The 23,603-nt window shown below is 60.5% G+C and carries 23 protein-coding genes; 12 read left to right on the forward strand and 11 right to left on the reverse strand.

Annotated features, from left to right (window positions below):
* The first annotated feature begins 17 nt into the window (after positions 1-17).
* On the forward strand, positions 18-1,046 hold the full coding sequence (locus MMG91_RS21305) for a bile acid:sodium symporter family protein (RefSeq protein ID WP_310660603.1): 1,029 nt from the start codon (positions 18-20) through the stop codon (positions 1,044-1,046).
* 14 nt (positions 1,047-1,060) lie between these two features.
* Here MMG91_RS21305 and MMG91_RS21310 read toward each other — a convergent pair whose 3' ends face one another.
* A complete protein-coding gene (locus MMG91_RS21310) occupies positions 1,061-2,338 on the reverse strand; it encodes an acetyl-CoA C-acetyltransferase (RefSeq protein ID WP_310660604.1) in 1,278 nt (425 codons plus the stop codon).
* A gap of 120 nt (positions 2,339-2,458) precedes the next feature.
* Here MMG91_RS21310 and MMG91_RS21315 point away from each other — a divergent pair, with 120 nt between their 5' ends.
* Positions 2,459-3,811 (forward strand): 3-oxoacyl-ACP reductase, encoded by a 1,353-nt coding sequence (locus MMG91_RS21315; protein WP_305504337.1) that lies wholly within the window; start codon positions 2,459-2,461, stop codon positions 3,809-3,811.
* 2 nt (positions 3,812-3,813) lie between these two features.
* Positions 3,814-4,668: a MaoC family dehydratase gene (locus tag MMG91_RS21320; protein ID WP_305448065.1), complete on the forward strand. Its 855-nt coding sequence runs from the start codon at positions 3,814-3,816 to the stop codon at positions 4,666-4,668.
* Positions 4,669-4,844: 176 nt separating this feature from the next.
* On the opposite strand, the gene MMG91_RS21325 is transcribed toward MMG91_RS21320, so the two are convergent.
* Positions 4,845-5,246 carry a response regulator gene (locus MMG91_RS21325; protein WP_310660605.1) on the reverse strand — a complete coding sequence of 134 codons (402 nt, stop codon included), beginning with the start codon at positions 5,244-5,246 and terminating at the stop codon, positions 4,845-4,847.
* Between the two features lie 84 nt (positions 5,247-5,330).
* A complete protein-coding gene (locus MMG91_RS21330) occupies positions 5,331-5,528 on the reverse strand; it encodes a Flp family type IVb pilin (RefSeq protein ID WP_310660606.1) in 198 nt (65 codons plus the stop codon).
* A gap of 325 nt (positions 5,529-5,853) precedes the next feature.
* On the opposite strand from MMG91_RS21330, the gene cpaB reads away from it, so the two are divergent.
* The 5 genes from cpaB (at position 5,854) to MMG91_RS21355 (ending at position 11,138) form a co-directional block, all read left to right on the forward strand.
* Positions 5,854-6,783: a Flp pilus assembly protein CpaB gene (gene cpaB, locus MMG91_RS21335; protein ID WP_305448062.1), complete on the forward strand. Its 930-nt coding sequence runs from the start codon at positions 5,854-5,856 to the stop codon at positions 6,781-6,783.
* An 89-nt stretch (positions 6,784-6,872) separates the two neighbouring features.
* A complete protein-coding gene (locus MMG91_RS21340) occupies positions 6,873-8,078 on the forward strand; it encodes a pilus assembly protein (RefSeq protein ID WP_310660607.1) in 1,206 nt (401 codons plus the stop codon).
* A complete protein-coding gene (locus tag MMG91_RS21345; protein ID WP_310660608.1) occupies positions 8,075-9,355 on the forward strand; it encodes a CpaF family protein in 1,281 nt (426 codons plus the stop codon). Before MMG91_RS21340 ends, MMG91_RS21345 begins: the two co-directional genes overlap by 4 nt.
* Before the next feature lie 11 nt (positions 9,356-9,366).
* Entirely contained in the window at positions 9,367-10,251 is an 885-nt protein-coding gene (locus tag MMG91_RS21350) for a type II secretion system F family protein (RefSeq protein WP_305448059.1), read from the forward strand.
* Complete coding sequence (locus MMG91_RS21355) at positions 10,248-11,138, forward strand: type II secretion system F family protein (protein ID WP_310660609.1); 891 nt, start codon at positions 10,248-10,250, stop codon at positions 11,136-11,138. Before MMG91_RS21350 ends, MMG91_RS21355 begins: the two co-directional genes overlap by 4 nt.
* Positions 11,139-11,323: 185 nt before the next feature.
* Here MMG91_RS21355 and MMG91_RS21360 read toward each other — a convergent pair whose 3' ends face one another.
* From MMG91_RS21360 to MMG91_RS21370, 3 genes are all read right to left on the reverse strand, one after another.
* Positions 11,324-11,701: a DUF6124 family protein gene (locus tag MMG91_RS21360; RefSeq protein ID WP_310660610.1), complete on the reverse strand. Its 378-nt coding sequence runs from the start codon at positions 11,699-11,701 to the stop codon at positions 11,324-11,326.
* Positions 11,702-12,455: 754 nt separating this feature from the next.
* Positions 12,456-13,244: a response regulator transcription factor gene (locus MMG91_RS21365; protein ID WP_310660611.1), complete on the reverse strand. Its 789-nt coding sequence runs from the start codon at positions 13,242-13,244 to the stop codon at positions 12,456-12,458.
* A gap of 123 nt (positions 13,245-13,367) precedes the next feature.
* Positions 13,368-13,838 carry a prepilin peptidase gene (locus MMG91_RS21370; RefSeq protein WP_310660612.1) on the reverse strand — a complete coding sequence of 157 codons (471 nt, stop codon included), beginning with the start codon at positions 13,836-13,838 and terminating at the stop codon, positions 13,368-13,370.
* 75 nt (positions 13,839-13,913) lie between these two features.
* Here MMG91_RS21370 and MMG91_RS21375 point away from each other — a divergent pair, with 75 nt between their 5' ends.
* Together MMG91_RS21375 and MMG91_RS21380 are read left to right on the forward strand one after the other, a co-directional pair.
* Entirely contained in the window at positions 13,914-14,354 is a 441-nt protein-coding gene (locus tag MMG91_RS21375) for a TadE/TadG family type IV pilus assembly protein (RefSeq protein WP_305448054.1), read from the forward strand.
* On the forward strand, positions 14,351-17,119 hold the full coding sequence (locus MMG91_RS21380; RefSeq protein WP_310660613.1) for an ATP-binding protein: 2,769 nt from the start codon (positions 14,351-14,353) through the stop codon (positions 17,117-17,119). Before MMG91_RS21375 ends, MMG91_RS21380 begins: the two co-directional genes overlap by 4 nt.
* On the opposite strand, the gene MMG91_RS21385 is transcribed toward MMG91_RS21380, so the two are convergent.
* The 5 genes from MMG91_RS21385 to MMG91_RS21405 form a co-directional block, all read right to left on the reverse strand.
* On the reverse strand, positions 17,089-19,071 hold the full coding sequence (locus tag MMG91_RS21385; protein ID WP_310660614.1) for a pilus assembly protein TadG-related protein: 1,983 nt from the start codon (positions 19,069-19,071) through the stop codon (positions 17,089-17,091). The two genes, MMG91_RS21380 and MMG91_RS21385, sit on opposite strands and share 31 nt — an antisense overlap.
* A gap of 221 nt (positions 19,072-19,292) precedes the next feature.
* Positions 19,293-19,850 carry a DUF4136 domain-containing protein gene (locus MMG91_RS21390; RefSeq protein WP_310660615.1) on the reverse strand — a complete coding sequence of 186 codons (558 nt, stop codon included), beginning with the start codon at positions 19,848-19,850 and terminating at the stop codon, positions 19,293-19,295.
* A gap of 53 nt (positions 19,851-19,903) precedes the next feature.
* The gene (locus MMG91_RS21395; RefSeq protein WP_310660616.1) at positions 19,904-20,530 is read right to left on the reverse strand and encodes a DUF4136 domain-containing protein; all 627 of its coding nucleotides are present in this window, start codon (positions 20,528-20,530) and stop codon (positions 19,904-19,906) included.
* A 12-nt stretch (positions 20,531-20,542) separates the two neighbouring features.
* Positions 20,543-21,292, reverse strand: a complete 750-nt coding sequence (locus MMG91_RS21400) for a methyltransferase domain-containing protein (RefSeq protein WP_310660617.1) — start codon at positions 21,290-21,292, stop codon at positions 20,543-20,545.
* Positions 21,292-21,594, reverse strand: coding sequence for a MazG-like family protein (locus MMG91_RS21405; RefSeq protein ID WP_310660618.1), 303 nt, complete (start codon positions 21,592-21,594; stop codon positions 21,292-21,294). The genes MMG91_RS21400 and MMG91_RS21405 overlap by 1 nt, the downstream gene beginning before the upstream one ends.
* A gap of 188 nt (positions 21,595-21,782) precedes the next feature.
* Here MMG91_RS21405 and MMG91_RS21410 point away from each other — a divergent pair, with 188 nt between their 5' ends.
* A complete protein-coding gene (locus tag MMG91_RS21410; protein WP_305448049.1) occupies positions 21,783-22,076 on the forward strand; it encodes a hypothetical protein in 294 nt (97 codons plus the stop codon).
* A 176-nt stretch (positions 22,077-22,252) separates the two neighbouring features.
* A complete protein-coding gene (locus tag MMG91_RS21415; RefSeq protein ID WP_310660619.1) occupies positions 22,253-23,593 on the forward strand; it encodes an MATE family efflux transporter in 1,341 nt (446 codons plus the stop codon).
* Positions 23,594-23,603 lie beyond the last annotated feature (10 nt).

Genomic DNA, 23,603 nt, shown 5'->3' on the forward strand with positions numbered 1-23,603 from the left:
TGGATTCGGTGCCGGTCATGCATGCCTTCAAACACCTCAAACGCGTGGTCACCGACTGGTTCTTGTGCGGCATGCTGATCGCCACGCTGCTGGCGTATGTCTTCCCGACCTTCGGCGCCACCGGCGGCGGGATGCACGCGGAGTACGTGATCAACATCGGCGTGTTTCTGGTGTTCTTCCTCCATGGGGTCAACCTCTCCAGCGAGCAGATCCGCCATGGGCTGAAAAACTGGAAGCTGCACGTGATGGTTCAAACCTTCACCTTTGCGGTGTTTCCGTTGATCTGGCTGCTGAGCGACAAACTGCTGGGTTCGCACATTCCCTCACTGCTGATGCTCGGTTTCCTCTACCTCTGCGCCCTGCCTTCGACCATTTCCTCGTCCGTGGCCCTGACCGGTAGCGCCGGCGGCAACGTACCGGCAGCGATTCTCAACGCAAGCCTGTCCAGCGTGCTGGGGATTTTTCTGACACCGTTGCTGGTGAGTTTCGTGGTCGGTAGCGGCGCGGGGGGTATCGAACTCGGTGCAACCCTGCTCGACTTGTGCGCCATGCTGCTATTGCCACTGGTGCTCGGGCAATTGCTGCGGCCGTGGCTGGGCAAATTTTTCGCTCGGCACAAGCGCTACACCAACATCGCCGACAAACTGGTGATCCTGCTGCTGGTGTACTCGGCGTTTTGCAATTCGATGGTGTCGGGGATGTGGCAACAACAGGGCAACAGCGTGATTCTCACCGCGTTGATTGGCAGTGCGATTCTGCTGGCGATCATTCTGTGGATGACCACCCGCACCGCTCGCGCGCTCAAGTTCAGCCCTGCCGATGAGATTGCCGCGGTGTTCTGCGCCAGCAAGAAATCCCTGGCGGCCGGTGCGCCGATGGCGGCACTGATCTTCGGTGCCAACCCCGGCCTTGGCTTGATCCTGCTGCCGATCATGATCTATCACCCGTTGCAGTTGATCGTCTGCTCGGTGATGGCCGAGGGTTACGCCAACCGCAACCGGGAACTGGCCGCGCAGCAACGCGCGACACTACTCAACCCCCAGTAATCAGGAATCAGTAATCAGCGCTCGATAATCGCCGTCACGCCCTGACCGCCTGCGGCGCAGATCGAAATCAAACCTCGCCCCTTGCCCGCCGCACTCAGCAGCTTCGCCAGGTTAGCGACGATACGTGCACCGGTGGCCGCAAACGGATGCCCGGCGGCCAGTGAACTGCCCTTGACGTTCAAGCGGCTGCGGTCGATGGAGCCCAGCGGCGCGTCGAGGCCGAGACGGGTTTTGCAGAACTGCGGATCTTCCCAGGCCTTGAGTGTGCAGAGCACCTGCGCGGCGAACGCTTCGTGGATTTCGTAGTAATCGAAGTCCTGCAAGGTCAGGCCATTGCGCGCCAGTAAACGCGGCACCGCATAAGCCGGCGCCATCAGCAGGCCTTCGGCACCGTTGACGAAATCCACCGCCGCCGCTTCGCCGTCACGCCAATAGGCGAGGATCGGCAGGCCGCGCTCTTTCGCCCAGTCCTCACTCCCCAGCAACACCACCGACGCGCCATCGGTGAGTGGCGTGGAATTGCCCGCGGTCAGGGTGCCCTTGGCGCTTTTCTCGAAGGCCGGTTTTAGTGAGGCGAGTTTTTCCAGGGTCAGATCCGGGCGCAGGTTGTTGTCCCGGGTCAGGCCGAGGAACGGCGTCATCAAATCGTTGTGCCAGCCTTCGGCATAGGACGCGGCCAGTTTCTGATGGCTTTGCTGGGTCAACTGATCCTGCTCGTCACGCGGGATGCTCCAGGTCTGGGCCATCAGCTCACAGTGTTCGCCCATCGACCGGCCGGTGCGTGGCTCGCCGATGCTTGGAAAGTCGGGCATCAAGTGGCGGGGACGCAGTTGCAGGAAAGTTTTCAGTTTGTCGGCGGTGCTTCGGGCGCGGTTGGCCTGCAAGAGGATCTTGCGCAGGCTTTCGTTGACGCCGATCGGCACGTCCGAGGCGGTGTCGACACCGCCGGCAATGCCACATTCGATCTGACCCAGGGCGATTTTGTTCGCCACCAACAACGTAGCCTCCAGGCCCGTACCGCAGGCTTGCTGGATGTCGTAGGCCGGCGTCATCGGCGACAACCGCGAGCCCAGCACGCATTCGCGGGTCAGGCCGTAGTCCCGCAAATACTTGAGCAGTGCACCTGCCGCCACTTCACCCATGCGCACACCGTGCAGGTTATAGCGCTCGATCAGGCCTTCCAGCGCTGCGGTGAACATCGCCTGGTTACTGGCAGTGGCGTACGGCCCGTTGGACCGGGCAAAGGGGATACGGTTACCACCGATAATCGCGACGCGACGCAGCTGAGTCATGAAAAGCTCCCTATTCTGGTGAAGACTACAATCCTCAAGCGTAGGCCGTATCTCGTGGATCGAACGACTAATTGCCATTCCTGGTCCACACTTTTAACCCCAGCTGCTGGAGCGTGATCCATGTCTGACCGCTATATCGACTTCGCCAATTCGTCCATAGGCCATCGTGTGGTCGGTGCCCTGGGTCTGCCGTCGCCGGTACGACTGGAACGCTGGCAAGCAGGCCGGCTACGGCCAATCGAGGGGGCGCTGTTGATTGGCGGCGGCCCGCTGACAGAAAAAGTCGGCAGCCTCGCCAACCGCCTGACCGACACGATTTACAGCTACGGCACCGATCCGACCCTGGCCACCGCGTGGATTCCCGGCCATGGTCAGAAACTCAAAGCCGTGGTGTACGACGCCAGTGATCTGGTGCAGGTCGATCAGCTGAAACAGCTGCGCGAGTTCTTCCAGCCGCTGATGAAAAACCTCGATCACCATGCGCATCTGGTGATTCTTGGCCGGGCGCCAGAGACTTTGAGCGACCCGTTCGCCGCCAGCGCCCAACGCGCCCTGGAGGGTTTCAGCCGTTCGCTGGCCAAGGAACTGCGTAGCGGCGGTACTTTGCAGCTGATCTATGTCGGCGAAGGTGCCGAAGATCAACTGGAAGGCCCATTGCGGTTTTTCCTCTCGCCCAAAAGCGCGTTCATTTCCGGACAAGTCATTCGCTTGAAGGCGTGTGAGGCGCAGGTGATGGACTGGAGTCGCCCCTTGTCGGGACGCAAGGCATTGGTGACGGGCGCGGCTCGCGGCATCGGCGCCTCGATCGCCGAAACCCTGGCCCGCGACGGCGCCGAGGTGATCCTGCTCGACGTGCCACCGGCCAAGAGCGATCTCGAGGCCCTGGCTGCACGCCTCGGCGGACGCGGCATCACCCTGGACATCTGCGCCGAAGACGCCGCCGCACAATTGATCGAGCACTTGCCGGACGGTGTCGACATCGTGGTCCACAACGCAGGCATCACCCGGGACAAAACCCTGGCCAACATGACCCCGGAATTCTGGGACGCGGTGTTGGCGGTCAATCTCAACGCGCCGCAAGTGCTGACCAAGGCTTTGCTCGACAGCGGCACTCTGCGCGACGACGGCCGAGTGATCCTGCTGGCGTCCATCAGCGGCATCGCCGGCAATCGCGGGCAAACCAATTACGCGGCGAGCAAGGCCGGGTTGATCGGCCTGGCCCAGGCCTGGGCGCCGCTGCTGAGTGAACGTGGCATCAGCATCAATGCCGTGGCGCCAGGGTTCATCGAAACCCAAATGACCGCGCACCTGCCCTTCGGCCTGCGGGAAGCCGGGCGGCGTATGAGTTCGTTGGGCCAGGGCGGCCTGCCGCAAGACGTCGCCGAAGCCGTGGCCTGGCTGGCACAACCGGGCACCGGAGCGTTTACCGGGCAGGCGTTGCGCGTGTGTGGGCAAAGCGTTTTGGGAGCCTGACCATGACCACCGACTGGCAAACACTCAATAGCGAACCGGGCCTGCAAACGCTGTATGTGAAGGCGGCAACGCGACGCAAAATCACCGGCACCACCCTGCCTGACCTGGGTTATCACTGCTGGGTCAATGTCGATCCGAAACGCCTGGAGGCTTATCGCAAGGTCTGTGGTTTCGCCGACAACGGGCTGCTACCACCGACGTATCCACACATCCTGGCGTTTGCCTTGCAGATGCAATTGCTCACGGCCAAGGCGTTTCCATTCCCGCTCCTGGGGCTGATTCACTTGAGCAATCGCATCCGCATCTTGCGCCCCATGGGTGGTGTGCACCGGGTGCGGGTCAGCGTGAAAGTGCAGAACCTGCAACCCCATGCCAAGGGTGCGACGTTCGAGTTGGTGACGACGCTCGACGATCAGTTGGGGCCGCTGTGGGAGGCTGAAAGCCAGATGCTTTGTCGCGGCGTCAAACTGGAAGGCGAGCCCGTCGAAGAAGCTTTTGCGTCGACGCTGTCGCTGGCCGAAGTCGCCCACTGGAAAGCGCCGGCGGACATTGGCCGTCGATACGCCAAGGTGTCTGGAGACTACAACCCGATCCACCTGAGTGCGATCAGCGCGAAGCTCTTCGGTTTTCCCAGCGCCATCGCCCATGGTCTATGGAACAAGGCCCGTACGCTGGCAGCCCTGACCGATCATTTACCAACGGCCAACGTCGAGATTGCGGTGCAGTTCAGGAAACCGGTGCGCCTTCCCAGTGAAGTGACGCTGATGTCCAGCGCGGCGGGGTCCAGCGGGGATTTTCAGTTGATGGGCGCGGGGGATCTGGAACACATGGTTGGGCAGTGGCGGCCGGTTGCCTGATGGTTCGGTCTGATCGTTCCCACGCTCTGCGTGGGAATGCAGCCCGGGACGCTCCGCGTCCCAAGAGCCGAACGCAGAGCGTCCGTAGAGGCGTTCCCACGCAGAGCGTGGGAACGATCAAAACAGTGGGGCAGCGTACATCCGGGAGAGACTGGTTGGCTGTCAGGCCGCCAAGATCAGGAACTAACCACCCCAGGAAACAAATTGTTCAACGTCTCCAACAACCGCACGTGATAAATCGGCTTGCGAAACAAATCCAGCACCTGCAACCGCAACATATCACTCACATCCTCCATATCCGCATGCCCCGACGTCACAATCACCGGCAAATGCTGACGAGCCGTATGCTCACGCAATCGCTTGATCAACGACATGCCACTCTCCTCCGGCATCCGCAAATCAGTAATCACCAGCGCAATATCAGGATGACAAGTCAAATGATGAAGGGCGAGTTTGACCGACGTTGCGGTAAAACAAGTAAAGCCCTCGCCCTCCAGCAACTCCGCCAGTTCCAGTAACGCATCCTCCTCATCGTCGACCAGAAGAAGCTGTTGCCGAGGAATCGCTGGAGCGTTCATGGGTAACACCTGCAATGGACTAAGCCTTGACGTTAGAAGCCCTTTGCGGGATTGGCAAATGAATGCCTGTTGCCAACCTTCAAATCAAAGCGCGGCTGAAATTGTGGTGAACATTGCGGTGACACTCGCGGCGATGGGTGTCGCAAATGCTGCCAGCGCAACGGCCACCATACCCGCAATAATCGCGTACTCGATACCCGAAGCACCTTCAGTATCTTTGGCCAGACCTCTGTAAAAAACGAATTCGGATTTGATCTTCTGAACAACTTTAATAAAGGACATGACGTGTCTCCTATGACAGCGGATGTTGCACGGCCGCAACATGATTCCCCTATGCCAGCATCAGCATTGTCGGCAAACCCAAGACCAACAACTGTAAGAACCTATTAATACTTAAGTAGTAACCGGTTCATTGACGTCATAAAACAGCGTTTTTGGCTTCGAGCCGTTACTTTTGTCAGATATTTACCGCCCTGTAATGGCGTTTTGCTCTACCTGCGCTACCGTCAAATAGCGAAATAGTTCCATGTTCATAGCTGCCTGATTGCGAAGTCATCTCATTGAAGCTCCTGGGGGGCGTTAACGCAGCAGGAAAGGGAGAGCCTTCATGAACAGTCGCGTCACCATGGGCCTGGCCGGGCTGTTTCTGGTAGGCGCCATCATTGCCGGTTACTGGGGGCTGGCGTTGAGTCGCCAACCGGCACCCGAATCCGTCGCGCAACCCGGCACATCATCGGCCCCAATACTGGCGCCGGCGGACGACCCGACCCGCCAGCCGGTGGTTGTGCTGCTGCGTGACATCGCGCCGTTCGAGCAAATCACCGCCGCCGACGTGACCGTGGAAAAACTCCGTACCGCCCCGGCCGGCAGCCTGTCCCGTCTCGATCAAGCCATTGGCCGTATGCCTTGGCGCACGCTGACTGCCGGCAGTTGGCTCAATGATGAAAGTTTCGAAACCGGCGGGGCGCTGGCGCGAATGATCCGCCCCGATGAGCGTGCCCTCGCCGTGGCGGCGGATGACGTGGTCAATGTCGGCGGTCAACTGAGCCCCGGCGACTATGTCGACGTCCTGCTGTTTCTGCGCATGGACACCAACAACCTCCAGCAATCGGCCCAGGTCGTAGTCCCGGCATTGCGGGTGCTGGGTGTCGGCGACCAGTTGGGGCTGATGAACGATGGGCAGCCTGCCAACCCGGCGCGCAGTCACGAAGAGCGACTCAAGCAGGAACAACTGCGCGCCAACGCCCGCACCGTTTTGCTCGCGGTCCCCGAAGCCCTCTTGAGTCGCCTGATGCTCGCGGCTCAGGTCGGGGTTTTACGCCTGGCCGTGCGCAGTGCCGAAGAAAAACGTCTGAACCAATACTGGGCCGGCAACCGTGATTCAAAGGCGAGCCTGGCCAGTGCCAACCGCGAACTGGTGCAGTTCAGTCAACTGGCCCTGGCCGGCACACCCAAACCTGCCACCGGCGGCGCAGCACCGCGCAAGACGAGCGTGGAAGTCATCCGCGGCAATGAAGTCACCCAACAAACGCCCTGAATCGAGCGAGGACGCTTCTCCATGCGCAGACGTTTCACGCAGTACTTGCTCGACAACGGCTGTTTCGATAAATGCAGCGGATTATCGCTATGAGCCAACCCCAGAACCTGAGTCAGACGTTCCTCGCGATCACGCGCAACAGCACCGACTTCGAGTGGCTGCAAGGTGCCCTTGCCCCTTTGGGCCGAGTGATCAGCGCCGGTGGCGGCAACCTCGATGAACTCTTGACGCTGGTGGACGTGACCTTTGCCAGCCTGGTGTTCGTGGGTCTGGACCGTGAGCATGTGGTGGCCCAGAGCGCGTTGATCGAGGGTGCCCTGGAAGCCAAACCAATGCTGGCGATCGTTGCCTTGGGCGACGGCATGGACAACCAACTCGTGCTCAATGCCATGCGTGCCGGCGCGCGGGATTTCGTCTCTTACGGCTCGCGCTCCAGTGAAGTTGCCGGGCTGGTGCGACGCCTGAGCAAACGCCTGCCGACCGTGGCGCCAAACCTGCAACAGAGTCAACAGGGTGGCCTGACCGTGCTTTACGGTGCGCAGAGCAATGCCGACGGAGCGTTGCTCGCCAACCACCTGGCGCACGTGGTGCAAAAGAGCGGCCAGCAGACACTGTTGCTGGATCTGGGCCTGCCGCGTGGCGACAGCCTTGCGTTGCTGGGGCTGGAGAGCTCGTTTCATTTCGGCGATGCGTTGCGCCATCTGAGGCGCCTCGACGCGACGCTGATCGACAGCGCCTTCACCACCTGTGACGCCGGGCTGCGGATTCTTGCCTATGCCAGCAACGACGAACCGCTGGAACAGACCAGTGCCGCCGAGCTGTACATGTTGCTCAGCGCCTTGCGTCAACATTTCCAACACATCGTGGTGAACCTCACCGGCCAGTCGGACAGCGAAGCCTTGCGCACCTTCGTCAGCCATTGCGACAAGTTGCTGTGGTACACCGATCAGAATGTGCTCGACTGCCGACGCAACCTTGAGGTGCTCGGCCGCTGGCGCGAAAAAGGCCTCAAGCTCGATCACGCCAGGTTGCTGGTAGACCGCTATCTGCGCAACGTCGCGCCAGACTCCGACACCTTGAGCAAAAGCTTCGGCATGGAGGTTATGGCGGTCCTTGCCTACAGCCCTGAAGTACGGCTCAACGCAAAAAATCAGGGGGTGAGCCTGTTCGAACTGGCTCCGCGCGAAGGCCTGACCCAAAGCCTGCGCGCCCTCGGCGAACGTCTGGCTAAACGCTCCGAAGACCTGGATAAACCCAAGGCTGGCTGGTTTGACCGATTGAGGGGCGCGCAATGAGCGGGGAAAGACTCTTCGGCGCGCCCTCCCACGGGTCGGCCGGCAATACCGACCACGAGGGCCTGAAACTGGTGCTGCACCGCTACATCATCGACGCCATCGAAGAGTCCGGAAAAAACCTGCTGGAAGGTTCGCGGCCAATGCTGTCGCAGTTCGTCATCGACAAAGTCGCCGAGTACATCGCCCGTCTGCACTTGGCGATTTCCCGTTATGAGATGGAGCGGCTGGCTGAGGAAATCGTCGACGAGCTCACCGGTTTCGGTCCGCTAGAGGTGTTGCTGCGTGACTCGACGGTGACCGAAATTCTGGTCAACGGCCCGCACCGGGTGTTCGTCGAACGCGACGGTGTGTTGCACCTGAGTGACCTGCGATTCATCGACGACCACCACGTCGAGCGGGTGATGCAACGAATTCTCGCGCCTCTGGGCCGACGGCTCGACGAGTCTTCGCCGATGGTCGATGCGCGCCTGCCCGATGGCAGCCGGGTCAACGCGATCATCCCGCCCATTGCCCTCGATGGCCCGTGCCTGTCGATTCGAAAATTCCGCAAGGACATGCTCAAAAGCTCCGACCTGATGGCGATGCAAACCATCGATCAGGCGATCTTTGAATTTATTCAGGAGGCCGTGGGCAAGCGTTGCAACATCCTTGTCAGCGGCGGTACCGGCACCGGCAAGACCACGCTGCTGAACATTCTCAGCCAGTTGATCGCCCCTCACGAACGCCTGGTCACCATCGAAGACGTCGCCGAATTGCAACTGGGCCATCCTCATGTGGTGCGCCTGGAAACCCGACCGCCGAATGCCGAAGGCCACGGCGAAGTGAAGGCCAGCGATCTGATTCGCAACGCACTGCGGATGCGCCCGGACCGGATCATCCTCGGCGAGATTCGCGGCGTCGAAGTGGTTGACGTGCTTACCGCGATGAACACCGGGCACGACGGTTCCATGAGCACCGTACACGCCAACAATGCCCAGGATGCGCTGTTGCGCCTCGAGACCCTGGTGGGCCTGACCGGACGCGCCATCGCCGAACGCACCCTGCGGCAAATGATCTGTGCGGCGCTGGACGTGGTGATCCAACTGACGCGCCTGCCCGATGGTCGCCGCTGCGTCAGCGAAGTGGTGGAGGTCGTCGGTATTCGTGATGATATCTATGTGACCAATACGCTGTTCCGCTTCGACCGACGCACCGGTTTCGGTTTTCTGCGCGAGGCGGTCAACCCCGCTGGCGATAAACTGCGTCGTGAGTCGGCGCTCTCTCCCTTATCGCACTGAAGGGTCATGGCATGCTCAAACCGACGCTGCTCATCCTGATTTGCCTGACGTTGCTGGGCCTGTCGATCCGTTTGTTCTACAACGGTTTGCGCCAGAGCGGCATCGATCGAACCCTCGGTCGCTTGATGCAGGGGCAACCGCAACTGGCGGTGGCGAAATCATCCTGGGCTGGCCTGGAACGAGCCTTTCTACGCGCCGGCCTCGGTCGGCCCACCGAGCGCTTGGGGTTGTGGCTGTTGCTCTGGGCCTTGGGCATCTTGCTGGGCGTTGCCCTCGCGGGCTGGATCGGTTTGCTGGCGTTGTTGCTGATGCCGCCGCTGGCTTTGCGGCTGTACATCAGTTGGTGCTATCAGCGCCGGCTCAAGCGCATGATCGAACAACTACCACCGTTGCTCGATCACACGGTGCGCAGCCTGAAATCCGGACGCACCCTGGCCGATGCGGTACTGGTCGCCATCGACGCCGCCGAAGACCCACTGAAAAACGCCATGGGCCGGGTTCAGCGCAACGTGCAACTGGGCGTCAGCCTGCCTGATGCTGTCACGGACTTCGCCGAACTGTACGAGAAAGACGAGTTTCGCTTGTTCGCGCTGGGCCTGAAGGTCAATCACCGCTACGGCGGTAATGCCAGTGAGCTGTTTGAGAACCTGATCAAAATGATCCGCGAACGAGACCAGGCTGCGCGCCAATTGCGCGCCATGACGGGCGAAACCCGCATCACCGCGGTGGTGCTGGCCCTGATGCCGGTGGGGCTCGCCGCTTATTTCTTGCTGTCCAATCCGAAATACCTGCTCGCCATGTGGAACAGCAGCTCGGGGCAAATGATGCTCGCGACCGCGTTCGGCCTGCAGGTCGTGGGTTGCCTGGCGCTGTGGCGCATGTTGCGTAGCGTATGAAAATAGCCCTGCTGATCAGCGCATTGTTGTTTCTGGCGGCCACGCTGTTGCTGCTCAGTGGGCTGCTGGACCAACATCGGCGTGCTCGCCAAGTGGCTCAACGACTGGACGGCAAACCACTGAGCGACCATCGCGTCCGTCACTGGTTGCAAGTGCTGGGCGACAGCCGCATCGGTCAGCGCTCGGTCAAACTGGACAACGAAACCCAAATGCTGCTCAACCGCCTCGGCTGGCGCAGCGCTCGGCAACGCTCGCTGTTCGCTGCCTGCCAGATCGGCATACCGGTGCTTGCGTTGGTCCTGAGTCTATTGATCCAGAGTGTGTTCTTTGCGCAGGTTAACAACCCTTGGATCACCCCGGCCTTCGCCACTGCCCTCGGTTACTTACTGCCCAAACGCTTGCTGGCCGCTGCCGCACACCGTCGACAAAAACAACTGGCGATCGAGATTTCCACCTTCATTCCGCTGCTGCGCATCCTGTTCGAATCCGGCATGGCGGTGGAGCAGTCGCTGCGCGTGCTGAGCATCGAAGGCAAACAATTACTTCCAGCCCTGACCCATGAACTGCGCCTGATACTGACGCGGGTCGACTCCGGTCTGGAACTGGGCGAAGAACTGAACAAGGCCACCCAGTTACTGGCGGTGGACGAATTCACCGACACCTGCGTGATTCTTCAGCAATTGATCCACCAGGGCGGCGGCGCCATGAAATCACTGCTGGGGCTCAAGCTACTGCTCGATGACCGACGCCTGACACGCTTGCAGGAATACATCTCCAAGATGTCCGCGAAAATGTCCGTCGTGATGATGTTGTTTCTCTTCCCGGCATTGCTGATCGTACTGGCCGGCCCCAGCTTCACCGCTTTGGCCCGGGCCTTTGTTCGTTGAAAGGCCAACGGCGATCCCGTAGAAGCGAGGCTTGCCCGCCAAGGCGACCTGACAGCCAACCAATCCCTCGCAGATGCACACGATTCAATTGCGGGAGCGAGCCTGCTCGCGATGGCGGCGTGTCAGACGACATCCATGTTGAATGTGAAATCGCCTTCGCGGGCAAGCCTCGCTCCTACAGGGGGTCAGCTGTGTGGCGCGTTTTTTGGTATGGCAACGTTATCCAGCATCCGGTTCACCGCCAGTTCTGCCAGCATGACGATCTGTTGAATCGCCATCGCCGTGTGCCGGTGCGGCCCTTCCAGATACCCTGCAAAATCACTCGCCATCACACTGGCCTGGGCCAACGATTCACAGGTGTGGGCCAACAGGTCTTCGTCTTTGATATCCGGCGCAACCATATACATCGTGCTCGGCTTGCGGGCCACGGGGGATTTGAGGGCGGATGGGTTGAGATAGTGATCGAGCGCGCGGTTAGCGGCGTCGTGGAATTTTTTTGAATCAGCAGATTCGTAAGGGGAAACGTTGTCGGTTTCTGGGGGATTTGGGGTTGCTTTGAACATGGTTACACCTCCGGGATGAAATGGAGCCACTTCCAAATTGCCGCGACGCAATTTGGGGTGGCAGCTGTACGCGGGTTCGCGGACCGATCCCTGAGGCTTGCTCGGCATACCCGAAGGTATCCCGCGCACAGTCGCCATGACACGAAACGACAGACACCCAAAAGTGTTGTAGTTCGGTGGAGCGATTATGCCTCAAGAATCGAGCCGCGACGCCCGGTCGCTGAATTGTCAGCGACGGACAAAGGCTAGAGACGCAGCGTCCGACGGGCAACCTGAAAAACATGTGGGAAGGTTCTGATGTTTTTACTGATCAATAAACATCATTGCCTGTAAGCCCGCCATCGCGAGCAGGCTCGCTCCCACAGTGGAGCGGCGTACGCCCGCCCCTCACCACTCAATAGGCCGAGCGTTAGCTCGCCTGCAGCTTTTGATCTGGCTTTTGATTTTGATCCACCCGCCCCTTCGGGAGGCTGAGTGGAGGTGTTCATCTGGGGATTGGCGCGCAGCGCCGTTCGACGCAGTCGAACCCATCGCATGTAGGTCGTAGCGAAGCAGACCGTAGGGCGATGCCCCCAGATGGATACCGGAGCGAAGGAACGCCGAGCCTTAGCGAGGGGCCGTACGCTTGGGGCGAGACCTTTTGGTTCCTTTTGGGGCGTTTGCCAAAAGGGACTCGCCGTAAGGGCGAAACCGTAAGCCGCCGTTACCGCAGAAATGGATATGTACACCATGAAACAGCGTACACCCGAAAAACTCAGTGCGCAGTAAGCCGCCGCACACCAGCATTACCAGGCGACAACGCCAACGCCACTTGCGTGCGGTTATGCATATGCGTCAACCGCAACACCTGCGACACATAAAGCTTCACCGTGTTCTCGGTAATCCCCAACTCACAGGCAATCTGATAATTGGTCTGCCCCTTGCCCACCAACTGCGCCACTTCCAACTGCCGCGGTGACAGCTGATTGAAAACCGCTGGCATCTCCACCCGCTCAACCTCACTGAATGCACCGTCAGCCGAATCAGACGAAGACACCGAAGACGGTCCCCGACGAACCTTGTCCAGATCCTGATACAACTCGTCGATCGACTCACAAAGGTACTGCAACTTCTGACTCAAATGCCCCAACTGCAGGTTTTTCTGCCGCTCCTGCAAGACCTCTTCCTGGCGCTGCAAACCTTCAAGCAACTCAGCCAGATCTATCGGTTTCTGATAGTAGTCAGCGAACCCGGCGCGCAACGCCTTGATCACATCCTGCTTGTCTGCGCGACCGGTGAGCATGATCGCCTCGAACGCCCGGTGCTTGCCGGACAGCTGTTGCAACGCCTGGACGAGTTGAATGCCATCCATGTCAGGCATCCGCAAATCACAGAGCACCAGGCCGATATCCTCATACTCATTGAAACGCTCGATCGCCTGCTTGCCGGACTGACAAGGAACACAGCGATAACCATTGCGCTCGATGAACTCGCAAAGTTCTTCGACAATCAATGGTTCGTCATCGACCACAAGGACTTTTATTGCCGAGATACGCTTGTTCACGTGTCACTCCATGCCAAGTCTGGCTTGACCGTTCCTGTACCCACTTCCAAAGGCTGTACAACAACTGTTTTGAAAGTAGACGCACTTTCCAACGATGTACATAGAACGAGTGGCGCCCGGCGACTAATGCATCCAGACCAGGGTGAGCAACATGCCTACCAGTACGAACGGGGCAAAGGGCTGCTTTTTTGACGTTCCTGGTCCCAGGTAACGAAGACGATCCCTAAGCCCCTGCCCCATATACAGCCAGAGTCTTGGCGCCAACAGCAGCCAGAACGCACTGGCCAATCCAGCGCCGATGAAGCCACCGAGCAGGTGCATACCGTCCGTCGCAAGACCCAGCGTCGCCATCAGTTTCACGTCGCCCGCCCCCAGACGTTTCAATGCATAACCGGGCAAGGTGAAAGCCAGAGCCAACAACAAAGCCCAGCCGCCCTGCGCAGCCTCGGCCCCCAACCATGTGGTGCCCGTCCACAACAGATACGTCAGCGCCAATACGCCCACGCCAAGGGTCAGGCCATTGGCGATGTGCCGCTCCCGGACATCCTGAGCTGCGCAAAGCGTCAGCCAGATCAGTAGGACAAAGTTCTGCATCCGGTAAAAACCGTCCGTTTTGGCTGAATGATTCTATGCTGATACTACGTCGTGATGGTCAGGGTAGACGCACTCATGAAAACAGGCCTCCCCCGCAAACAAAAAGGTGCCGTGGCGATTGAATTCGCTTTGGTGTTCATCATCTTTTTCGCCGTGTTTTATGGGCTGGTCAGTTACAGCCTGCCGCTGTTGCTGATGCAATCGTTCAATCAATCGACGGCCGAAGCGGTGCGCCGCAGTGTGGCGCTGGACCCGAGCACCGCCAATTACGACACCGCCGTCAGAAACATAGCGACCACCGAACTGACCCGGCAGCTGGCCTGGATTCCCGCCGCGCTGAACTTCAATGTGGCCACCGACGCCAGTGCCACCTACACCGGTGGCGTACTGACGGTCACCATCAATTACCCCACCAGCAAACTGAATCAAGTCCTGCCGTTTTTGGTGCTACCGGGGATCGGCTCGGTGCCCAATCTGCCGGCAACCCTTACCGCCCAATCGAGCCTGCAATTTTGAGTTCCGGAGACAAGCTCTTCGGGCGCCTGCTCAATCGCCAACCTCCACAGCCCTCCAACAGTGCGGACACTGCGAGCGTGCAACGTGTGGGTTTGCAGTTGCATCTGAATGACGAGGGCCGGGTGATTCAGCTGAGCGGCCCGCTGCGGCATCTGCTGGCGCAACAAATGCCCGGCGCACAGACACCGCATCTGCTCGATTACCTCATGCCCCACAGCAGCCTGTCAGTCGAAGGCACGCCTGCCGAGTGGCAGGGACAGAGTCTGGACCTGGATTTTTTCAGCCTCGGCGAACAACCGCTGCATCTGCGTGGCTGGGTGCAGCCGTTGGGCGAAAACTGGCTGTTGCAGTTGATCGACATCGGCGACCTGTTGCTCGAACGACGACAAGCGCGCAGCCGCGAACAATGCCAATTACTCTCCGCGCAGATCAGCGAACAGTTGCGCCTGTGCAGTTTGACGCGCTTGCCCGAGGTGCTGGCGGAGCAACTGCAAGGCTTGGCTCAGCGTTTTCAGATCCCGTGCATCGCCATGGCCTTGCTCGATGAACAGGCCGAGGGTTGGCTGATCCACCAGCATTACGCGGCCTTCGATGCACCCGGGTTGTGGAAAATCGATCAACGCCTGGGTACCGGCCTCGACAGTTTGAATGGCTCCGTCCCCCAGCAACTGAGCCCCAGCGAACACCCGCGCCTGCAAGGCATCTTCGGCAATGCCGAAGGGTTCGCGGTGCCGTACCACAATGCCCAAGGCGTGGTGGCCTGGTTACTTTGTGGTCTCTACCCGGTGCAAGAACGTGCCCCCGACCTGAGCGAGCGCGACTGGCTGCAACTCACCGCCGCGCTAGCCGGCCCGCTGCTGGAGCGCTTGCGCGAGCATCAGCACCATCTGCAACTGGAGCGGCTGGAGTCTCTGCAAGCTTTGCTCGGTACCGGCTGGTGGGAGGTCTTCAGCGATAGTGCCGAGGTGCAATTGGCGCCATCGCTGGCCGGTATGCTCAACCTTGCGAGCACTCGTTTGCCGCTGCACGACTGGCTCGAACAGATCCACCCCGCCGACCGTGAAGAGCTGACGATGCGCCTGCAAACCTTGCAGGACGAAGGTGCGCCATTGCTGCTGTGCGTGCGCCTGCATCGCCCCGACGTGGCGCAAACGCCGATCTGGTATCGACTGCAAGGGCAAGCCCTGGGCATCGGTAGAAACCGGCGGCTGGTGGGCTTCATGCTCGACATCAGTGACATCAAAAATCAGCAGCAGAACGCCGCTGCCGCCCATGCCCGGCTGGACAATCTGATCGCCAGTTCACCGGCGGTGATCTACGTGCAGCGCTATGTCGAAGGTGCGCTGCAACCGACATTTTTCAGCGACAGCCTGTTGCCGCTGCTCGGTTGGTCGCTCGCCGATTGTGCCGCCGGCGCGCTGGTGGAACGGGTCCACCCCGAGGACCGTGACTGCTATTTTGAGCGCACCCGGCAACTGCTGCGCGAAGGCTCCGTGCGTGCCCGTTATCGGCTGCGCGACAGTCGCGGCGATTATCACTGGCTGCTCGACGAAGCCAAACTGCTGCGCGACGACCTTGGGCTGCCGGTGGAAGCCGTGGGGCTGTGGCTGGATGTCACCGAAGCGACCCTGGCCGCCGAGCAAGTAAAACAGAGTGAAGAGCGCTATCGGATCCTGGTGGAAGATTCCCCGGCGATGATCTGCCGCTACCTTCCAGATCTGACACTGACCTTCGGCAACCGCCCGCTGGCGACCTACCTGGAATGCCAGCCCGAGAAGCTGCCGGGAGTGAACCTGGGCAGCTGGATGTCGCCGGAGCAGCGCGAAGCGTTCCTCCAGCGGCTCAGTCACCTGAGCCCGGAGTTCCCGGTCAGCACCGCGGAAATCAACCTGCAACTGCCAGGACGGGAACACGCCTGGTGGGTCTGGTCGGATCGCGGAGTGTTCGACGAACAGGGGCAGTTGCTTGAAATACAGGCGGTGGGCCGCGACAACACCGAAGTCCGGCGCGCCCAACAGCAGCTCACCCAGAGCGCGAAAATGGCCACCCTCGGCGAAATGGCCACCGGGCTGGCCCATGAAATCAATCAGCCGCTGAACGTGATGCGCATGGCCATCGTCAATGTACTCAAGCGCCTGAGCAATGGCGACGCGCAAATCGATTACCTGACAGACAAGCTCAACCGCATCGACGCGCAAGTCCAGCGTGCGGCGCGGGTGGTGGATCACATGCGGGTATTCGGTCGGCGTTCAGAGATCGAGCAGCACCCGTTCAATCCGGCTCAAGCCATTGAAGGCACGCTGTCACTGCTGTCCGAAGGCATGCGCGGCAAAGGCGTCGAGCTGCGGGTCAGCGAGACCGGATTCGAAGTGCAAGTGCGCGGTTACGTCGATCAGCTGGAACAGGTGCTGATCAATCTGATGGTCAATGCGCGGGATGCGCTGCTGAGCAAACGCGAGGCCGACCGGGAGTTCAAACCGTGGATTTCGGTGTACGCCGAACGCGATGAACACTGGGTGCGACTGTGGGTTGAGGACAACGGTGGCGGTATCGATCCACGGCTGCTGGAGCGGATTTTCGAACCCTTCTTCACCACCAAACCGGTGGGCATCGGCACCGGGCTCGGGTTGTCGGTGAGTTACGGCATCGTCGCAAACATGGGCGGACGTTTAAGTGTAAGAAACTCGACCGAGGGCGCGCGGTTTTGTATCGAGTTGCCGATTGTCACGGGCGATCAGATCACCAGCGTCGCCCGCCCCGAGTGACAGCTGAGGTTGGCGCCGACGTCGACCTTGTTCAAATCAATCCCAAGGCTTAACAGCAAGGTGTTGGTCAAGCTGTCGAGCAACGGGCTGAGCACGCTGTTGATCGCGCTGATCAGCAAGGTGGTGACGTTGCTCAGGATGGCTCCCAGACCGCTGACAAGACTGCCCGACGGGCCATACATGTCCACATGAATGTTAACCGGCGTGTTGAGCAGGTTGCTGACAATACTGCTGGTGGTGAACGAGTAGTAGAACGGTGGCTGGTTGATTTCCGGCAGGCTGCTGGCAGGCGGTGCGGAGTAGACGTGGGAAATGTTGGCGTTCGCCGCCACACTGGTGTCGGCGATGATATCGATGCCACCACCGACGCCGGGCACACGCGGATCGCAGGTGATGGGCAAGAACAGAAGCCTGTGACAGGTTTTGATCCCGATATCGATCACCTTCAACGGCTGCACCGTGACCGTTGGTGGCGTGGTGTTGCTGCCGAACATGCTGGCCGCATCGATCCGGCCAATTTTCAGGTTCACCAGCGACGTAGTGGTGTTGGTGGTCAGGGTCTTATTGGTGTTGCTGATGCAGCTGTAGGCCGTGACGTAACTGCTGGCACTGGCGACGTCCAGCGCAACGTCGAGCCGTATCGGCCCCGGCAACACCATAATGTCAGGCGTCTGGCAGGGCACGCCGATGGCACAGGTCAGTGAATTGAGCACCGCCACCAGGTCGAGATTGAGCAACGCATTGAGGGTGTTGGTCAACGGTCCTGCCAGATCCGCCGCCGCATTGACCAGCGCCGCGATGGCGTCCAGCGCTGGCAAGTCGATCGACAGCAATGTGCGAACCTGCGCGGTTCTCACGTAGATCCGATTGGGTCCCAATGGATCCAGCACCGCGTTTTTCGGATTGCCGATCGCCGAGAGTTGCGGCGGTTCCAGCACCTGCACCCGAGCCGTGATTTGCGCCAGCCCCGCCAGATTGATCGGCAGTGTCGCCACCAGGCCGTTCTTCTTGTTGGCCAGTTGCACGATGCCTTCGATCAGGTCGAACACGCTCACGTTAATCGTCGACGCCGACAGGTTGCTGCCATTCTCGACGTGCAACAAGTTGCCCAGCACCACGGTCGTCGAGCCAGCGGCAACCTTGAGTGCTTGCAGGCCGACAATGGTCGCCGTCGCGCCGAGTGTGCCACCGGGGTCCAGCACATTGACGGCGGTCTGGATCAACTGGCTGACGGCTACCGAAGTGCCCAACACCTGGCTATACCCGGCGGCGTTGACGCCAAGGTCGACCTTCAGTCGATCGAGGTAACCGAGCAGGCTGATGTTGGTGTTCAGCAACCCTTCCCAACCTGCCACGGAGAGGTTCAGATTGCCGCCCAACAAACCACCGAACAGCGCATTGAGGGTGGCCGACTTGCTGGTATCGACACTCAACACCGTAGTGCGAATGGTCAGCGATGCCAGCGGTGGCGGCAACGTGGCGACGGCGGTTGCGGTCAGGTTGAGGGTCTCACCGGCCGGAGCACCGCCGAACACGGCACCAATACCACCGGCGACACTCTGCAGAATCGAATGGCTGACGGTCACCCGAATGGCTTCGCTGCTGCTCGGATCAGCCATAAAAACCCGAAGATTGTTGGCGTCCAGGGTCAAGGCGCCACAGGCCACCGTCAGGTTGCGCGTGGGGTCAGGCAGGGTGAAATTGTTGCGGTTTGCGCTGGCGGTGGCATAGGCCGTAGCGGTGGCACCTGCGGCGCAATCACCGTTGCGCGTGGCAGCCTCCAGCGCGGCCATATCCGCCACCCGTTGCAAGCTGCGTTTTTCCAGGTACAGGCGACCGCTGTCGACCACCAGCAGCAGGAACACCAAGGCCATGCCCAGAGCCAGCACCGCCATCAATCCGATCGCTCCCCGTTGCCGGGCCGGGCTACGAAACTGCAAGCAGGGAGACATGGCTCACTCCTTTGCCGGCGCACTGCCGAGGGCTACCTCCAACGATGTGAAGCAGTGTAGACAAGGGTCCGCCAGATTGCTGGCAACATGCTACTGCCGATGACAAAGAAACCATGAGGAGCGAGCCTGCTCGCGATGACGGCGGCACATCTGAAGTTGATGTGACTGACAGACCGCTATCGCGAGCAGGCTCGCCCCCACAGTGGATCGGTGGTGTTGGTTTAGTGTGGTGGATAGTTAGCCAATATCCGCGCGACCGTCTCGCGGATCGTATTGCTGCGGTCCTGTGGATTCGGAGTACGGCTGAGCGTCTGCTCGTCGCTGCCGCGCCACACCAGCTTGCCGTCCTTGCCATCGAGCAGGTCGACCTGGATGGTCGCCACCTTGTAGCTGATGTTGCGGGTTTCGTTGTACATCGGCCCGCCCCAGTAGCCGTACCATGGGCCACCATAACCGCCGCCATAGTAGGTGGTCACTTGTTGCTGGCGATCTTCGACGATCAAATAGGCCTGTACCTTCAGGTCCGAGCTGGCACCGGCGGCGGCCGGGCGCAAGCCGCGTTGATCCAGCTGATCGGCAACGGACTGGCGGATGCGTTGTTCGGTCAGGTCACTTTTGATCCGTGGATCATCGGGACGGTATTGCACGGCGGGCTCTTTCCAGCTCCAGCTACGATAGGCGGCAAAGTCGCGGCTGGCATCGAAATCATGATTGACCTGATTGGCGGTGCAGGCAGAGAGCAGCGCGGCCATGGTCAGTAAAGCGAGACGGCGGAACATGATTTTTCTCCGGTAGAAGACATGCACCTGCGGGAGACTTCCTGTAAAGGAAGCTAACTAGGAGGATACGCCGACATGGCCTTTTCGACAGCTTCGCGTATGGCATCGGTACGCTCGCTCTGGCTGCCCTGACTGCTGGTTTCGGCACTGGCACTCCATACCGGCTCGCCAGTGCTCGCGTCGAACAGATCGACGCGCACCACCACGACTTGTACCTGATAGGTACGGATGACCGGCACCGTGTTGTACATGCCGTAACCGCTACCGTAGCGGTTGTAACCGCCATAACCACCGCCGTAGTAGCCCCCGCCATAACCATAGTCATCCCGAACCTGACGCAAGCGGGTTTCCAGACGCAGTTCGGCGCTGACCAACAGGTCCGCCGGGCGGTTGCCGTGCAGTGGGCGCAAGCCGCGTTGATCAAGGGCATTACTGACCGCTTCGGCCACCTGCGCCGAGTCGGCCCAGGCCGTGCCCGGTGGCAGGCGTCCGTTAAGCCAGGCCCAGCTGCGATAGCGTCCGTAGTCGCGTGGCGGTGCCGGGTAGGCGCTGCGGTCAAAGGAGGTGGCGGCCTGGGGCGGTGCCGGCGGCAGGGGATTGGAGGTCGCGACATAAGGGTTGCTGCCCTGACAGGCCGCCAACCCGAGACAGATCACCAGTAACCCTGAACGACTTTTCATTTCGCGCTCCGGTCAGATCGGCCGACAGATCCAGTGCAGGTAACGCCCAAGCCCGGCGAAGCTTGGGTGACGGCGGTGGGCCAGTTCCATTTCGAGCAAGTCCGGCAGTTCGACGCGAGCCTGAAATTCCACCGGCATGTAGTCGTAAAAAACCCGCACCCCACTCTGGGTTTCGACCTGCCACATGCTCTCAAGTTGCGCCGCCAGTTCCCGTGGATCCAGTGGTTGCTGCGGTGTCAGGCTCTGCTTTTCACCGGCCATGTCGTTCTTGCGCATCTTGCGGAAATGGCCCTTGAGCAGGTTGCGATAGATCAACGCATCGCGGTTGTAGAACGCCAGGGACAACCAGCCGTCCGGCTTCGTCAACTGATGCAGCACCGGCAGAATCGCATGGGGTTCTGCCAGCCATTCCAGCACGGCGTGGCACAGCACCAGGTCATAAGGTTCGGTGAGCTGTCCGAGCAGGTCCTGCCATGGCGCCTGGATGAATGTCGCCGCTTGCCCCGCTTCGGCGAAGCGCTGACGGGCGCCTTCAAGCATTGGTTCGGCGGGCTCGGCGAGGGTCACCTGATGACCGCGCTCGGCCAGCCACAACGACATGTGGCCCAGGCCGGCGCCGATATCCAGCACGCGCAACGGGCGGTCTGGCAGGGTTTCGGCCAGATCGGCCTGCAGCACCGCGAGCCGGATCGCACCTTTGGCGCCACCGTAGATTTTTTCGGCGAAGCGAGTCGCCAGTTGATCGAAATGACGGTCGCTCATCAGCTGAACCGCCGTTCGCTGTCCGCGAGTTTGCCGCGCACCACTTCATTCATGTCCAACCCCAACTCGCTGCACAGCAGCAGTAGATACAGCACGATGTCGCCCACTTCCTGCCCGACATGGGCAAGCTTGTCCGCCGGCAACTGGCGCGACTGGTCTTCGGTCAGCCACTGGAAAATTTCCACCAGTTCGGACATTTCCACGCTTGCGGCCATGGCCAGGTTTTTCGGGCTGTGAAATTGCCGCCAGTCATTGCGGTCGCGAATGGCGTGCAGGCGTTCGGTCAGTTCAACAAGGTTCATCGGGCTCTCCTGAAGGCGTATAGCTTCGGGGGGATGGAGGGTGAAGGCAAGTAGCAGCGTTGTGCCTGCGCACTTTGCGCCATACTCCAAAAGATCGAAGCCTTCGGCAGCTCGGGAACTCAACAGCACGATCAATAGCCCAAGGCTCGGATCCGGCAACCACGCCACCACTCCATCAGGACGTACACATGCAGGTAGAAAGCTTTTTCGAATGGCTCGGCCAGATAATCGGTTCGGCCATCCGGTTCATCATCGATGCCCTCAGTGGTCTGTTCAACCTGTTGAGCAACGCCGGCAGCAATTTTGTCGAAGGGTTGGCCCAGGCGCTGGGCATGGACACTTCGATCGTCAGCATCATCACGCTGATCATCGGGTTGATGCTGCTGTGGGCGGCGATCCGCGCCTTCATGAACGCCTCGATCATCATGGGGATTATCTGGTTGTTGCTGGGGTTGTGGTTGCTGAGCTGGATTATTCACTAACACCCTTCCCTCCTGCCCTGATCGTTCCCACACTCTTCGTGGGAATGCAGCCCGGGACGCTCCGCGTCCTTGACAGCGTGACGCAGAGCGTCACAGGAGTCATTCCCACGCAGAGCATGAGAACGATCATGCAAAACAATCTGCCGCTACAATGCAGGCGCCCCCAAGGAGCCTGCATGCCCAACCTGATTGCCGACTGGCGCGACCGTCCGACCCATCGTCGAGTCTGGGCGCTCGCCGCCCCGATGATTCTCTCGAACATTTCCGTACCGCTGGTGGCGCTGGTCGACAGTACCGTCGTCGGCCACCTGCCCCATGCTCACCAGCTCGGTGCTGTCGCGGTGGGCGCCAGTCTGTATACCTTTCTTGCCTGGGCCATGGGCTTTCTGCGCATGGGCTCCACCGGGTTCGCCGCCCAGGCTGCCGGGCGCGGGGATGGCGCAGCGTTGCGGCAGATTTTGCTTCAAGGTCTGTTGTTGGCCATGGGTCTGGCCATTTTGTTGGGCGCATTGGGCGTGCCGTTGAGCGGGGTCGCGTTGCACTTCATGCAACCGTCGGCGGAGCTGGATCAGCTGACCCGCGAGTTCTTCCACACACGGCTGTTCGGCCTCCCTGCGGCGCTGGCCAGTTACGCGCTGGTGGGCTGGTTTCTCGGCACTCAGAACGCCCGGGCGCCGCTGGCGATTTTGCTGAGCACCAACCTGGTCAATATCGCACTGAATCTGTGGTTCGTGCTCGGCCTGGAGTGGGGTGTGGTCGGCGCGGCCCGGGCCTCGGTGATCGCCGAGTGGACCGGCGCACTGATCGGCCTGTTCATGACCCGCAACGCCCTGCGCGCCTATCCCGGCCATATCGCCTGGGCAGCGCTGGCGTTGTGGCAGAGCTGGCGCCCATTGCTGGCGGTCAATCGCGACATTTTCATTCGCAGCCTGGCGTTGCAGTCCGTGTTTTTCCTGATCACCGTGCAGGGTGCGCGGCTGGGCGATGCCACGGTCGCCGCCAATGCGTTGCTGCTCAACGGCCTGCTGCTGACCGCCCACGCGCTGGACGGTTTGGCCCACGCGGTCGAAGCACTGTGCGGACACGCCATCGGTGCTCGCGACCGAGAGGCCCTGCGCCGCTCATTGGTGGTGGCGTGCGGTTGGTCGTTGCTGGCGAGTGTGGGGTTTGCCTTGCTGTTTCTGTTCGCCGGGCACCTGTTCATCGAGATGCAGACCGACATCCAGAGCGTGCGCGACACCGCATTCGTCTATCTGCCTTACCTCGCCACGCTGCCGCTGATTGCCGTCTGGAGTTACCTGCTCGACGGCCTGTTCATCGGCGCCACCCGCGCCCGGGAAATGCGCAACGGCATGCTGCTGACGGTGATCCTGTTGTTGCCCTTCGCCTGGGCGCTGCAAGGTTTGGGCAACCATGGACTGTGGATAACCTTCCTGTTGTTCATGTTGCTGCGCAGCCTGACCCTCGGCGCGTTCGCCTGGTACTTGCGCAAACAAGACAGCTGGCTCAACGGATGACGAGGGTTAG

Source organism: Pseudomonas sp. JL3, from assembly GCF_031570575.1.
GTDB classification, from domain to species: Bacteria; Pseudomonadota; Gammaproteobacteria; order Pseudomonadales; family Pseudomonadaceae; genus Aquipseudomonas; species Aquipseudomonas cucumis.